The 14,404-nt window shown below is 65.8% G+C and carries 9 protein-coding genes; 1 reads left to right on the forward strand and 8 read right to left on the reverse strand.

Features of this window, described 5'->3' with window-relative positions:
• Window positions 1-92 precede the first annotated feature (92 nt).
• The gene (locus tag ACZ1JC_RS08170; RefSeq protein ID WP_465140041.1) at window positions 93-5,687 is read left to right on the forward strand and encodes a hypothetical protein; all 5,595 of its coding nucleotides are present in this window, start codon (window positions 93-95) and stop codon (window positions 5,685-5,687) included.
• A 66-nt stretch (window positions 5,688-5,753) separates the two neighbouring features.
• Here the strand turns inward: ACZ1JC_RS08170 and ACZ1JC_RS08175 are convergent, their stop codons facing one another.
• The 8 genes from ACZ1JC_RS08175 to ACZ1JC_RS08210 all read right to left on the reverse strand — a co-directional run bounded on the left by ACZ1JC_RS08175 (window position 5,754) and on the right by ACZ1JC_RS08210 (window position 14,397).
• On the reverse strand, window positions 5,754-6,989 hold the full coding sequence (locus ACZ1JC_RS08175; RefSeq protein ID WP_465140040.1) for a ComEC/Rec2 family competence protein: 1,236 nt from the start codon (window positions 6,987-6,989) through the stop codon (window positions 5,754-5,756).
• The gene (locus ACZ1JC_RS08180) at window positions 6,989-8,812 is read right to left on the reverse strand and encodes a hypothetical protein (protein ID WP_465140039.1); all 1,824 of its coding nucleotides are present in this window, start codon (window positions 8,810-8,812) and stop codon (window positions 6,989-6,991) included. The genes ACZ1JC_RS08175 and ACZ1JC_RS08180 overlap by 1 nt, the downstream gene beginning before the upstream one ends.
• Before the next feature lie 87 nt (window positions 8,813-8,899).
• Window positions 8,900-9,316 (reverse strand): Dabb family protein, encoded by a 417-nt coding sequence (locus ACZ1JC_RS08185; protein ID WP_465140038.1) that lies wholly within the window; start codon window positions 9,314-9,316, stop codon window positions 8,900-8,902.
• Window positions 9,317-9,344: 28 nt separating this feature from the next.
• Complete coding sequence (locus tag ACZ1JC_RS08190; RefSeq protein ID WP_465140037.1) at window positions 9,345-10,382, reverse strand: LacI family DNA-binding transcriptional regulator; 1,038 nt, start codon at window positions 10,380-10,382, stop codon at window positions 9,345-9,347.
• Window positions 10,383-10,461: 79 nt separating this feature from the next.
• A complete protein-coding gene (locus tag ACZ1JC_RS08195; protein ID WP_465140036.1) occupies window positions 10,462-12,144 on the reverse strand; it encodes a GMC oxidoreductase in 1,683 nt (560 codons plus the stop codon).
• Between the two features lie 23 nt (window positions 12,145-12,167).
• The gene (locus ACZ1JC_RS08200; RefSeq protein WP_465148490.1) at window positions 12,168-13,004 is read right to left on the reverse strand and encodes a sugar phosphate isomerase/epimerase family protein; all 837 of its coding nucleotides are present in this window, start codon (window positions 13,002-13,004) and stop codon (window positions 12,168-12,170) included.
• 2 nt (window positions 13,005-13,006) lie between these two features.
• Window positions 13,007-13,573, reverse strand: coding sequence for a gluconate 2-dehydrogenase subunit 3 family protein (locus ACZ1JC_RS08205; protein WP_465140268.1), 567 nt, complete (start codon window positions 13,571-13,573; stop codon window positions 13,007-13,009).
• Window positions 13,570-14,397: a 3-keto-disaccharide hydrolase gene (locus tag ACZ1JC_RS08210; RefSeq protein ID WP_465140034.1), complete on the reverse strand. Its 828-nt coding sequence runs from the start codon at window positions 14,395-14,397 to the stop codon at window positions 13,570-13,572. The genes ACZ1JC_RS08205 and ACZ1JC_RS08210 overlap by 4 nt, the downstream gene beginning before the upstream one ends.
• Window positions 14,398-14,404: the final 7 nt, after the last annotated feature.

The following is a 14,404-nucleotide window of genomic DNA, read 5'->3' on the forward strand; positions in this document are numbered from 1 at the left end:
CGTGCCCACGCCTCTTTCATTCCACTTTTCACCGAATTCGGCCGGGTCTGCGCAGACCCGGCCCACGATACTGCGCTAACAGGAGAATTGCCTTGAAGACCAAGCTCATGGCCGGCGCGTCGGCGCTGACCCTCGTTATGTTCGCACCCGGCGTCGCCCACGCGGTGGTGCCGACCAGCTGCGGCGTGCCGAACACCTCGGCCGATCCCAATGTGGCGTCGTGCATCAGCGACAGCACCGATTTCGCCAACGGCATCAGCTACGATCAGACGACTTACGGCACGCCCGCCAATCTGAAGATCGACATCTACGCCACCGCCGTCGTCAATGCGACGGGCACGACGACCGCCGTCTCCATCAACGGATCGGTGGATCACAACGCGCTGATCGGCGTGCGCAACGGGGCGAAGATCACTGGCACGCAGACCGGCCTGGAGGCGCAGACCTCCGGCACCGGCAACGCTGACATCATGAATCACGGCACGGTCAATGCCGGTGCCCTCGGCGCCGTGGCCGCCGCAACCGGCACCGGTGCGGCCACGATCACCAACGCCGTCGATGGCACGGTCACCGTGACCCAGCCGTCGAGCGCAGGCTCCGCTGTCGGTGCGGGTCTTGCCATCACCGGCGCCGACGGCAGCATCGTCAATCAAGGCAAGGTCACGGTCAATTCGGCCGGGGCCGGTCAGTTCTTCGGCCTTCGGGCGGAAGGCCTTGGCGGCGGCACGCTGACCGCCACCAATTCCAACCTCGTGACCGTCAGCACGGACGGTGCCGACGCCGTGGGCATCGGCACCCTGCCGAGCGCCGGCAACTTCGTCTTCACCAACAACGCGGCGCTCACCGTATCGTCGAACACCGGTAGCGCCACCGGCCTTGCCGTCACCGGCAACGGTTCGGCTGGCACCAGCACGCTGACGAACACCGGCGCGCTTTCGGTTACTTCCACCAGCGGCAGCGCCACGGGCATGTCGGTCGATCAGGGCACCGATGTGACGATGGCCGCCACGCGCGCCAATGCCGGCAGCACGTTCACGGTTTCGGGTGCAGATGCCACGGGCTTTGCGGTAACCAACGCCGCCGGCGCGGTCAGCGTGACCGGTTCGGGCCAGTATGTTGGCGTGACCGGCACGACTTCCGCCACCGGCGTTTCGGTTTCCGGCGGCACCTCGCAGACGGTCGCCTTCGCGCCTGCCACCGTGGCCGGCACTGCTTATTCCGGCGACCTTGAGGTCCGCGCAGCTGGCGATGCCAGCGGCGTGGTGCTGAGCGGGGCGAGCGATGCTGTCTCGGTTGGCTTCACCGGGGCCAGCCTCTCCGTCACCAGTACTGCTGGCGGCGCGACCGGCATTGACGTTACCGGCGGCAGTTCGGTCGATATCGCGGTGAGCGGCACCGGCGCGGCACTGACCGTTTCGGCGGCGGGCGGTGATTCCACCGGCGTCAGCACCTCCGGCGCGAGCGGCGCGCAGGATGTGAACTTCGGCAATCTCCTGAGTGTCAGCACTTCGGCCGGTTCGGCCACCGGCGTCTCGCTGGCGGATGGTACCGATCAGACCGTAACGCTGGGCAGCGGCGCGACCGTTTCGGGATCGGCGGACGCCATCGGCGTCAACCTTGCCGCTGGCACCGGCGCCTTGGGCGTTACGGCCGCCAATGGTCTGGCCGTGACCAGCACGGCAGGTACGGCCACCGGTGTGTCGCTGGCAGATGGCACCGACCAGACCGTTTCGCTGACCAATGGCGCGACGATCGTCGGCGCGACCGGCGCCATGGGCGTAAGCCTGGAAGGCGGCAGCGGCGCGCTGTCGGTAACCGGCACGGGCGCGCTCACTGTCGATGGCGGCGCCGGGCAGGGCAGCGGCGTTTCCCTGACCGATGGTGCCAGCCAAGCCGTTACTCTGAATGGCGCGCTGACAGTATCCGGTGCCGGGCCGACCTACGGCGTGCAGGCGCAGGGCAGCCAGGGCAATGTCTCGATCGACGCCGCGGATGCCTTCACGGTAACGAGCACGGGCAATACCGCCATCGGTGTCGCAGCGTCGGGCGACGGCGATGTCGCGGTGAATTTCGCAAAAGGCCTGAACGTTCAGGGCGGCACTTATGCTGCTGGCGCCTTCGTGAGCGGCAACGGCGCGCTCTCGCTGACGTCGGCGGATGACGTCTCGGTCACCGCGGGTAGCAACCTGGTCTTCGGGACTTACATGATGGGCGGCACGTCGCAGGACGCGCGCTTTGACGGCGATTTGGCCGTCTCCAGTTCCGGTGGCGGCTTTGGCATCCTGCAGGTCGATGCCACCGGCCCCGTCTCGCTGACCGTAGCGGGTGATTTCACCGGTACGGAACTCCAGCAGGGATTCGTGCAAAGCGAAGGTACGGTGCAGACCATCGATCTTGACGGTGCCTTCGATCTGACGGGAGCATCGGGCAGTCTGGTCGGCGTGCAGCAGGTGGCCGCGTCGGACAGTTCCAGCCTCAACGTCGGCGGCACCTTCACCGTGGCCGCCACGGGTGGTTCGGCCACCGGCGTGATGCTGGGCGGAAATGACGCCGCCGTTTCGCTGGCCAAGGGCATGACGGTTTCGGCCAACGGCGCCGACGCTACCGGTCTGACCGCGAACCTTGCCGGCGATGCGCAGATTGCCTTCGGCGGCGCCCTGAGCGTGACCAACGATCCCGCGTCTGCCGCGGGCACCGCCACGGGCGTGGCGATCGCCAGCACGGGCGCGCAGACGGTTTCGTTTGCCGGTCCGGTCACCGTTTCGGCATCCGGCGCGGCCACCGGCATCGATCTGGCGGGTGACACCGGCGCGATCGGGTTGACGGCGAACGGCCTCGTTTCCGTCACCAGCGCCAGCGACACCGCATTCGGCCTTTCCATCGATGGCGGCACCGACCAGAGCGTGACGCTGACCGGCGGCCTGGCCGTGAACGGTGCGGGTAGCGCGACAGGCGTCGCGTTCGGCAACGGCTCGGGCACGGCCAGCCTCGACCTTGGGGCCGGCCTCACCGCCACGAGTGCCATTGCCGACGCCACCGGCATTTCGGCGACCAACGGCGCCGGACTGGCTATCGATGCCCTGACCGGCGTGACGGTTTCGGCAACGGGCAATGCCACCGGCGTCCAGTCCAGCGGCATGACCGGCGTGCAGACCGTGCAACTCGGCAATGTCACGGCCAGCGCCACGGGCGGCCAGGTTCTTGGCGTCAGCCTGTCGGGCAGCGGCGTGATCACGCTGGCGGACACCGGCTCGGTTGTCGTCGACGGCGTCGGCGGCGCGGGCGTTTCGGTCGCCGGCACCGGCAATGGCGCGATTTCGGTCTCGCTGGCCAATGTTCAGGCGTCGGGCGATAATGTGGCGGGCGTGACGCTCGCCCAGATCGGTGCGGGTTCGAATGGGAACCTGACCGCCAGCCTCGGCACGGTCACCACTCAGGGCACGGGTGCCACGGGCGTTTCGGTGCAGGGATCGCAGTCGGGCTCGACGTCGGTCACGGTAGGAGCCAGCACGGCGCCTGTCGCGGCAAGCGTCACGACCGCCGCGGCGACGACGACCGGCGGCGTCTCCACCCAGGGTGACAATGCCAATGGCGTCACCTTCGCGGTTGTCGACGGTGCGGGCACGCTGACCAACCTCGGCACGATTTCGACCACCGGTGCCAATTCTCTGGGCATTGCGGCCAGCGCCAGCGGTGCCGGATCGATCACCATCGACAGCGCCAGCGTCACCACCAGCGGGGCAAGCTCGGATGGCGTGTCCGTCGAGACCGGATCGGGCGCGCAGACGCTCACCGTAAGCACCGTTGCGGTTACCGGCGCGGGTTCGCGCGGCGTTGTCGCGACCTCGGACAGCGGGGCGATCGCGCTGACCGCCGGTAGCGTTTCGGCAGCATCGGGTGATGCCATCAGCCTGACGTCGACCAGCGGCAATGTCTCGGCCACGCTGGCAAGCAGCGGCACAGTTGTCTCCAAGACGGGTGCGGGCCTTGCCATGACCACCGGCGGCACTGCCACGGTGACGCAGGGCAGCACGGGCAAGCTGCAAGGCGCAACTTATGGTCTGGTTTCGGATGCGGCCGGTGGCCAGACCATCGTGCTATCGGGCACGGTGGGTGCGGACAGCAACCATGCCGTCGCGCTTTCGGGCGGTGCGGCCACGCTGACCAACAATGGCACGATCAACGGTTTCATGACCTTCGACACGGCCTCCACCGCGCTGACCAACGCCGGGACCTGGAACGCGCAGGGCGGCGACAGCACCTTTGCTGGCAATGCCACGGTGACCAACAGCGGCACGCTGAACATCAACGCTGCCGCTGCCGCCGCCGCGACGATGAAGCTGACGGGTGTCACCACGTTCCGCAACAGCGGCACGATCAGCCTTGTCAACGGCCACACCGGCGACGTGCTCGATCTGGGCAACGCCGCCTTCGTGGGCAGCGGCAATTCGCGCGTGGTGCTGGAAGCCAACCTGGGTTCGACGGCGGTGGGCGCCAGCGCTGCCCAGTCGGCAGACCAGCTGAATGTCGGCGCCGTTACCGGCACGACCACGATCGCCATCAAGGACCTGAGCGGCGCCACCGGCGCGAAGTTCAACTTCGACGGCATTCGTCTGGTGAATGCCGCATCGATCGCCAATGGCGCCTTCGTTCTTGAAGGCGGCGCGGTGAACAAGGGCTTCGTCGATTACCAGCTGGTCACCGACGCGGCGGGCAATCTGGACCTTGTCGGCGTGCCCAGCACGCAGGCCTTCGAACTGGTCCGCACCGGTGCCGAAGTGCGCCATTACTGGCGTCGTTCGGGCGATGCCTGGTCGGAACAGATGCGCGCGCTTTCGCCGCAGGACGGCGTGGCGCTTTGGGGTCAGGTGCTGGGCGGCAGCGAGACCAACCGCTCGCGTCCGCTCTATTCGGCAACCGTGCTGGGCACCGCGACCAGCTTCGCACCGAATCTGGACGTGCGGGACACGTGGTTCGGCGGCCAGTTCGGGCTCGACTGGGGCCGTTCGGCAGCCAACGGCACCGGTTGGGGCCTGGGCGTGACCGGCGGCTACGTCTCGCAGGACGGCAAGGTGAAGTCGACGGGTGACAAGATCAAGCTGAGCGGCGGCAACGTGGGCCTCTATGCCCGTTACCGCAGCGAGGATGGCCTGTTCGCCCACGCGCTGGCCAAGCTGGATCGCTATTCGCTGAAGTACGACCTTGGCAACGGCGCCAGCGCGCCGAAGTCGAACGGCACCAGCTACGGCGTGGAGATCGAGGCGGGCTACCACATCCGCACCGGCACGATGTTCGTGGAGCCTTCGGCCAGCGCTTCGTGGACCAATGCCGATCTTGATGGCTTTGCCGCGACCGGCGGCGTCGGCGCCAAGTTCGACCATGTCCAGAGCTTCTACGGACGCGGAGGCGTGCGGGCAGGCATCGAGACGCAGGCGGGCGACTGGGCGCTGCAGCCCTATCTCGGCGTAAACTACGAAGGCGAACTGAACGGTCGCCCCGGCGCCACGCTGTCTTCGGGCGGTGAGGACCTCTACTTCCGCGATGCCTCCGAAGGTGGCCGCGCGCGCTGGGAAGCGGGCATTCAGGGCTCTTCGCAGGGCCTGTCCGCCTTCGCCAAGGTGGAAGGCGTTACCGGTTCGGGCTCCAGCGGCGTTGGCGGCCGTGCGGGTGTCTCCGTCCGCTGGTAATTCGCGGAATCGCAACAGGATGGGGCCGGTGCACTTCGGTGCGCCGGCCTTTTCCGTTTCAATGCGTCAGAACGGCACTTCCATCACGATCACATCGGTATCGGCGCTGTCGACGCCCTGTGCCGCCGCCGGTTGGTCGCTGCGGATCACGTTCATGGCCCGCGGGCCTTCCATTTCGTCGACCAGACTCTTGTAAGGCACATTGGAGTAGGCGGCGGGATCGACAGAGATCATCGCCGGTATGTCCTTGGGCAGCAGCGTGTCGATCAGGGTAACGGGGGATGCGTTGTGGCTAGCGTGGTGGCCCACTTTCAGGAACGTGGTCTGGCGGAGCAGGTCGCACCAGTGCGCATCGGCCAGGATCGACTTCCAGTTGCCCCACTGCGCATCGGCGCAGAACAGCAGCCGCGCGCTGCCGATCTCGATCATGATGACAAGGCTGGTGTTGTTGATCGCCGCGTCGATCTCGGCAGCCAGCCCGACGAGGTCCACCTGTTCTGAAAAGCCCTTGATCGTCGCCTTGTCCTTGTCCGACAGGCGCGCGGCCAGCGCCTTGCGCTGCGCCAAGGGAAGGGCGGCGGGGTCCAGCCGCAATTGGGGTGGGAACGGCGTAAGCGTGTCGGTGTCCGCGCTGTCCTGCGCCATGGCAAGGCGGCGGAAGGTTTCGGCGCGGGGCGGATCCATCACCGCCAGCGCAGCGGCATCGCGGGATGGGCCCATCACGTGCAGCCGCAGTCCGGGGCAGCCCGCCAGTCCCAAAGGCTCGGCCGGGGCGGCGGGATCGGGCAGGTAGCGGCGCACCGGATTGCCGGCAAACCCCGAATAGAGCGTGTCCATCGCCGCCTCGTTGCTGAGCGCCAATGAGAGCATGGCATTGGCCGCCGCCAAAGCCCCGCGATCACGGGCCGGCGCGGCGGCCAGAGCGGGGGAGAGGGCCAGACTGGCCAGCGCGGCGCTACGCACTTGCCGCTCCGCAATGCCGCGCGCGGCGGGATCGCGCGGGTTTTCCGTCCATGGCATCCACACTTCGCCGACCTGCACCTTTTCCCAGCCGGCAGAGGCAAAACCGCTGACATGATCCTTGTGACGATGCGTGCCGACCACCAGATCGATCCGCGCGACGCCGTCTCCATCGGTGGCGGCGGCGATCACGCGGTCCGCCAGTTTCTGGTTCTCCACTTTGCCGCCCTTGTGCCGTCCGCAATCGAACAGCACGCGGCAGACCTTGTCCCCCGTGGGGATGGCAACAAGGAAGCAATCGCCAAAGCCGACGTTGAACATCGAGATTGCGATCCGGTCCATCAGCTTTCTCCCGCGTGCAGCGCGCGCAGGCTGGCGCGGGCCATCATGCGGCCCGGTACTTTTAGCGGATCGCGATAAGTGCTCATCGGATCGGCCAGATCGCACTGCTCCACGAAACCGGCGATGGCTGCTACTCGCCGCGCACCGGGATCGTCGGGCCCCTTCGCATCGGGTTCCGGCAGGCGTTTGCCGATCACGTAACGGATCCGCCCGTCCGCACTGGCGATCACCGTGCAGCCGCCGCGCACAGGCAGCCCGCCGAAGCGTGGATCGGCGGCGGCATCGGCGTCCTGCTGTTCGAGGCGGAAGACGATCTCGTTCAGGATGCGCCCGTCCTGGCTGACGCGGGCAACGCGGTGGAAGCTGCGCACCGCCACCGGCAGAGTGGGATGCAGGCCCAGTTCGGCGCGGACCCGGGCGGTATCGGCATAGGCGTGGATCGCCTTGGCGGCCTTGGTCTGCAAATCCTCATAGCGGGTGTCGCGCACGTGCTCCGTGGTGTCCGCCTGATCGCGCGAACGCTTGCGGCGCAGCGGGTCGAGACTGGAATAGACCGCGTCGTAATGGAACCAGTCCAGCGCATCGGTCAGGTCGATCGGCGTCAGCGCCGGATCGGCCAGCGGCCAGGTGACGGAACCTTCGGACAGCGAGAGCACGCCTTCGGGATAGATCGCGCGGGCACGGAACGCCTCGATCAGCGCGGCGCGCAGGCCAAGCCGGTCGTCGGGCGCGACGGCCGCGTGCGAGGTGACGGTGGCGCGCAGGAAATCGCCGAAGGTCATGTCCATCGGCGGCATGTAGTCGAACGCACGCACGATCATCGTCAGCGTCTCGTCCGCGATGCGCGCGGCGGCTTTGGCCAGTTCGTCCACCAGTTCGGGATGAAGCTCGCCCGCCGGCAGGATGCCGGTGCCCCCGGTGGCGAGACGAACGAGCGGCCCGGTCGCCTCCACATAGGCCGCCTTGAAAGCATCGAACACGGCCGCCAGCAAGACGCCGCCGCGGGCATGAGGCTCGGCAATGGCGGGCGAAAGCTTGATATCCGGCGCACGCATCGCGGAACGCAGGGCGTTGCCGGTGCGCGTCGCCTGCCCGAACTGCACCGCGATCTGGTTCAGGATCGAATCCGCGCCGACATCGCCGCGGGCCTGCCGCACCAGCGCGCGCAGCGTGACCGGATAAGTGAAGTGCTGGAACAGCGCGACCAGATCGGCGAAGCCTTCGTGGAACGCCAGGATATCGGCATTGGTCGGCTCCAGGAAATGCGGGCGCAGGCGGTGGATCAGCGCGTGGGTCACTTCATGGACGATGATGTCGTGCGACAGGCAGGTGAAAATCACCTGATTGGGCAGATTGGCGCCGGGATCCTGCGGATCGGCGCGGAAATAGCCGAAGAGCACCGCGTGCAGCGCGGGATCGTAGAAGGCATTGGCGCCGACGAAGGCATGGGGGATCAGCTTCAGCTTGGGCTTCGTCCGGTCCCGATAGAGTTTCAGCCGGCGGCCCAGCGCCTTGTCGAAAGCACGCACCGTGCGCATCGCCACGGCATAGACCATCTGCTGGTGGAACTGCGGATTGGCTTCCGAATGGGCCAGCCCGCCCTGCATCAGCACCGAGGAATCGTCCAGATTGCAGGGCTGGTAAGTGCAGTCGTTCCCACCATCGTAATCGACCACGACCACCCGGTCCCCCTCCGGACCGGGCCCCAGCGGTTCGAAATCGACGTCGATCGAGGTCTTGTTGCCGGGAAAGCTCGTGAATTGCGGATCGAGCGCAAAGATCTTCAGCGGCCGCGTTGCGGGCATGTCCTGATTGGCGGCCATCTGTTCCCCCTTCTTCGACGCATGGAGAGATATTCTCCATGCGCAGGGTACTATGGTTTTGATCGCAAGTCTTTTGAAGGACGCCCGCTATTCGGGAACGACGGCCATGTCGTATACCACGACCTTCGCCCAAAGGGGCTCACACGACTTGACGAAGGCCTTGTGGATCGGGTGATCCTGATAGGCTTTTTGATCCTCCACGCTGTCGAAGAACATCAGTTCCGAAACGTCGTAGCTTGCATCGACAACGTCACGGTTCTCGGTGCCGGCGGGTATCCCGATTTCCAGCCGGCGGATGACCGGAACCTCCCGCAGAGTGCGCAGCCCGGCGATCAGTTTTTCACGGTCGGCCTGCGATCCGGGCTGTTTCAGCCAGAAAAAGACGTGATGGACCAACCGGGGTTGCTCCGGCGCAGGTGGGGTGCCGGCCTTTGCCGAGGAAACGGCAATGCCGGCGCTTCCCAGCGCAATCATGGCGGCCAATTCGCGTCTGCTTGCTTCCATGGTGCAACTCCGTTTGATGGGTAGATTGTCAAAGCCCGCCGAATTGCGCGACGGATTCGCGCTCTATGATCGCGTGATCGAAAATTTCGTCGCTGACGCCGGGCTCTTCCTTGCCTAGGGCGGCGATCAGGCATTGTGCGGCACGAAAGGCCATATCCTCGACGGGTTGCCGGACCACGGTCAGCGGCGGCCAGATGCGCGAGGCCAGAATGGTGTCGTCGAAGCCCGTTACCGTCAGTTCTCCGGGCAGTTGCAGGCCAAGGCGGTTGGCCTGCGCAACCACCCCGGCGGCCAGATCGTCGCTGCTGCAGATGATCGCGGTGGGTCGGTGCCGACGGGACAATAGCGTCCGGGCCGCCGCCTGGCCCGATTCATAGTCGAACTCTCCGTGCCGGACGATCAGGTCTGCCTCCTCGGCCAGCCCGGCTTCTTGCAAGGCCGCCCGGAATCCTTCGAGGCGGGCCGCCACCACGCTGTAGTGGTCGGGCCCGGCGACATAGGCAATGCGTCTGTGGCCACTGGCGATGACCTGCCGGGTGATGGACAGCATCGCGGCGCGATTGTCGATCCGGACGGTCGTGACGTCAGCCATCGCGGTTCCGGTGGCGATCGCCGCCAGAGGCACGCCCAGCGTGGACAGCACGCCCGATCCACTGAGCTGTTCGGCAAAGGGGGGGATCAGCAGCAGGGCGTCGGCGCCGGACCGAACGATTTCCTGTGCCATGCGCTCCGCCTCGTCCCGGCTGGCGCCGTCTCCGTCGCGCAGGATCAGTTGCAGGCCGTGCGCATTGGTCGCCCGCAAGGCGCCCACCAGCACGGCGTCGAGAAACGGCGTGCGCCGGTCGCTGTAGAGCAGGCCCACCGTCGTCGCCCGAGACTTCGCCAGCCGCCGCGCGGCCAGATTGGGCACATATCCCAGTTCCGCGATCGCCGCCTGCACCGTCGCCACCGTGGCCGCGCTGGCCCGCCCGGCACCGTTGAGGACATTCGATACGGTCATCGCCGATACCCCGGCACGCTGCGCCACCGCGCGGATCGTTACGCCGTTTTCGTTTCGTCTCGCCATCAGGTTGTGGTCCCCATATCTCCTGATAGCGCGTTTCCAGCGCCATGATAGCGCTGGAAACGGCGGTTTTGCGCCTGCGTCAGATCGCGCCCGACTTCATCGCTTGGACGGCGTGATCCACCGCGCGCGCGGTGAGGGCCATGAAGGTCAGCGACGGATTGACGCAGGAGATGGAGGCCATCTGCGCCCCGTCCGTGACGAACAGGTTGGTGGCATCGTGCGCCTGGTTCCATTTGTTGAGCACCGATGCGCGCGGATCGTTGCCCATGCGCGCGCCGCCCATTTCGTGGATGGCATCGCCCGGCACGTGCTCCTTCACCTTGCTTTCGATATTGGTCAGCCCGGCCGCGCGCAGCATCTTTTCGCCCTGCTCGCGCGCGTCCGCCATCATGCGCATTTCATTGTCGCGGAAGGTGACGTTGAACTGCATCAGCGGCACGCCGAAACGGTCCGACTTGTTCGCGTTGAGGGCGACATGGTTGTCTTCGTAAGGCAGACATTCGCCGAAAGCGCCCATCTGGAATTTCCAGCCGCTGTACCGGCGCATCCCTTCCTTCATCGACGCGCCGAAGCCGACCGGCTTGGACGGTTCGCGATAGGCACCGCCCTGATAGCCATAGCCGCGCCGGAAGCCGAGACCTTCGTCCTTGCCGATATTGCGGAAGCGCGGAACATACGTGGCGCCGGGGCGGCGGCCGTACTCGACGAACTCCTCCATGCCGGGAATGTCGCCCTTCACGCCGACGCGGAAGATATGGTCCATGACATAGCGGCCCAGCGTGCCGCTGCTGTCGAAATGGCTGCGATCGCTGCCCTGCGGGCGCGAGTTCATGAGGATCTGCAGTGAGCCCATCGTCGAAGCGTTCAGGAACACCGCCCTGGCGCTGACGACTTCCGCCTGCCCGGTCTTGGCATCGATGAAGCGCACGCCGGTGACCTTCTTGGTGGCAGGATCGTATTCCAGATTGGTGACGACCGCGTCGGAGCGAACCGTCAAACGCCCGGTCGCACGGGCGGCAGGCAGGGTGACCGCCTGCGTGGAGAAATAGGCGCCGAACGAACAGCCGTTGCTGCACTGGTTGCGGAACTGGCACTTGGTCCGGTTCTGCTCAGGCTTGTCCTCGGTCATGTTGGAGAGGCGAGCATTGATCAGCTTGCGTCCGGGAAACGCCGATTCCAGCCGCGGCTTCATCCATTTTTCCGCGACGTTCATCGGCATCGGCGGCTGGAATTCGCTGTCCGGCAAGTAATCGAGGTTTTCGCGCGATCCTGATACGCCGATATACTTTTCGACATAGCTGTACCACGGCGCCACGTCGTCATAGCCGATCGGCCATTCGCCGCCGATGCCGTCGCGCTTGTTCGCCTCGAAATCGGCGGCGCTCCAGCGGAAGCACCAGCGGCCCCAGATCAGCGACTTGCCGCCGAACGCACCGGGGCGGATCCAGTAGAACTTGCTGCCTTCTCCGAAGTCGTAGGGGTTCAACCGGTCGTTGTTGTAGAACGACTGGTTGCTGGGGGTGACATAGCCGTGTTGCGCGATGAAGTAGTCGCTCTCACGCAGTCCATCCGGCATGATGTTGCGCGCGGGCACCTCATAGGCGGCCTTGCCGTCGTAGGTGTAGTCCTCGCCATGCTCGACCATGTGGCCACGGTCGAGCATCAGCACGCGCATACCCTTTTCGGTCAATTCCTTCGCGGCCCAGCCTCCGCTGATGCCCGAGCCGATAACGATTGCATCGAACCTGTCCGTAGAAGCCATGGTAATCCTCTCCCGGTCGATGATCAAAAGCGCAGGGCGCTGAGCGTCTGGAAGCTCTTGGTGATGTCCGGCAGGAAGGGGGCGGGGGCCTGGTCGTTTTCGACGTAGAAGTGCCGCGCGCCGGAAATGCCGTTCAGCTTGAAGATGCTGGCGAAGTCGATTTTGCCGGATCCTACCGAGGTCATGCTGCGATCGGGGCGCATGTCCTTCACGTGATAGGCATAGATGCGGCCCGGCAGGCTGCGGATCAGCGCCTGTGGATCCTGTCCGGCATAGATGGCCCAGTAGAGGTCCAGTTCCAGCTTCAGCAGGGCGGGATCGGTGCCCTTCACCAGCCGTTCGTAAAGGCTGACGCCATCCGGCTTCACGGTGAATTCGAAATCGTGATTGTGGTAGGCGAAGCCCATGCCGGCCGCCTTCAGCTTTTCGCCGATGCGGTTGATATTGGTTATCGCGGCATCCCAGGCCGGGCCGTTGCGATGCTTGTCGACCATATAGGGCAGGATCACCGTTTCGGCGCCCAGCGTCCTCGCCATGGTCAGGCTGGCGTCGAAATTGTCCAGCAGGGCGTCGTAGCCGACGTGGATGGAAGGGCTTTTCAGGCCGAGGCGGTCCATGGTCTTGCGCAGCAGCGCATGGTCCATGGTGTCATAGCCGCCACCGCCAAATTCCACTTCGCGATAGCCGATCTTGGCCACCGCTTCGAGCGTGGAAACCGGGTTGGCGGCGAAGAGTTCGCGCACGGTGTAGAGCTGCAGTCCGATGTTGCGGATCTGTGCGGCGCGGGCGAGCCCGGCAAGGAAGGGCTGCGACGCCAGCGCGGCAACGCCGCCGGCCAGCATCATGGAACGACGATTCATGTTCATGCTGAATAGACCTTGTTGACCTGAGAATAGGGGAAGGCGCCGTTGTATTCGCCGGGAACGGGCAAGTATTCGCGTTCCTGCGTCATGCCGATTTCGGACGTGTAGTAGCCGACGATGACCATCTGCCGGAACGCCTCGAAGAACTCTTCTCCGTCCGGCAGTTCATCATGCATCGCCAGCGTCAGCAGCGCGTCCTGCTGTTCGGGCTTGGCCTGCACGGCGGGCACCTTGTAATCCTGCCGGCTGCGGGCATCGATTTCGGCAAGGCCCGACAGGATCGGCAAGCGATCCTCCGCAACCGCCCAGTCGGCCAGCAGCTTTTCGACATAGTCCGGCACGCCGGCGGCGATGGCGCCGGGGGTGTCGGTCGTCGGGATGACCCGTTCGCACAGCGCGGTCATCAGCGCGCGCTGCTCCGGCGTGAAGACACGGACGCTGGGCGCGCCCTGGTCGATCACCGGAATGGGGGCGGGGGCGAGCCCGGCGGCACGGGCGAGCGGGGCGAACACCTGGGCGCCGAACAGGGCGACCATGCCGGCAAGTGCGTTTCTGCGATCCATTATCGTGCGCCCCCTTTCAGATCCTGCGCGATGGCCTCTTCCGGAAGCGGGCGAACCCAGATGTTACGGAAGGAAACCGGGGAATTGTGATCCTGCAACTGGATCGGCGCCTTGTCGCCGTGCGCCTGATACTGCGCGACCTTGCGCCAGACCGTGGTGCCCAGCATGGCCTGATGGTTCTGCACCAGCACGCCGTTCAGCAATACGGTGACATAGGCCGGGCGGACCAGCGTGCCTTTCGCATCGAAGCGCGGGCGTTCGAAGACGATGTCGTAGCTCTGCCATTCGCCGGGCGGGCGCGACGGATTTACCAGCGGCGGCTTCCACGCATAGACCGCGCCTACGGTGCCGTCCGCATAAGTCGGGTTCTGATAGCCGTCGAGGATCTGGACTTCGTAGCGCTGCATGAACCAGATGCCGCTGTTGCCGCGATCCTGCGACGTCTTTTCGGGCGGGTTGGGGGAGCGGAATTCGAGGTGCAGCTGCACATCGCCGAATTCCTGCTTTGAGATCAGATTGTTCTCGCCGCCGCTCTGTTCGCGCGAGGGAATGGTCATCACCCCGTTCGCGACCGTCCACGGCGCGCGCTCGCCATGCCAGGCATCGAGCGAGGTGCCGGAGAACAGCACTATCGCATCGGACGGTGCCCCGCCCGGAGCGGATGCGGGCGTGACCACGGTCGGTGCCGGGCGGTCGGGATCATGAACGTGCCACTTGCCTCCCGGCAGGATGGGCGTGTCCTTGAAACCCGGCTTGTCTTCCGCTTGGACGAGCGTGCCGGTCAGGATAGCACCCGCCATAAGCACGCCGATCGGGATGTACTTCATCCTCTCG

It is taken from the genome of Sphingomonas sp. BL-S-28 (genome assembly GCF_055521515.1).

Bases quoted from the DNA above. Each gene is read 5' to 3' on its own strand.
- ACZ1JC_RS08175 (WP_465140040.1), bottom strand. From the start codon at position 6,989: ATGGACCGGATCGCAATCTCGATGTTCAACGTCGGCTTTGGCGATTGC.
- ACZ1JC_RS08180 (WP_465140039.1), bottom strand. From the start codon at position 8,812: ATGGCCGCCAATCAGGACATGCCCGCAACGCGGCCGCTGAAGATCTTT.
- ACZ1JC_RS08185 (WP_465140038.1), bottom strand. From the start codon at position 9,316: ATGGAAGCAAGCAGACGCGAATTGGCCGCCATGATTGCGCTGGGAAGC.
- ACZ1JC_RS08190 (WP_465140037.1), bottom strand. From the start codon at position 10,382: ATGGCGAGACGAAACGAAAACGGCGTAACGATCCGCGCGGTGGCGCAG.
- ACZ1JC_RS08195 (WP_465140036.1), bottom strand. From the start codon at position 12,144: ATGGCTTCTACGGACAGGTTCGATGCAATCGTTATCGGCTCGGGCATC.
- ACZ1JC_RS08200 (WP_465148490.1), bottom strand. From the start codon at position 13,004: ATGAATCGTCGTTCCATGATGCTGGCCGGCGGCGTTGCCGCGCTGGCG.
- ACZ1JC_RS08210 (WP_465140034.1), bottom strand. From the start codon at position 14,397: ATGAAGTACATCCCGATCGGCGTGCTTATGGCGGGTGCTATCCTGACC.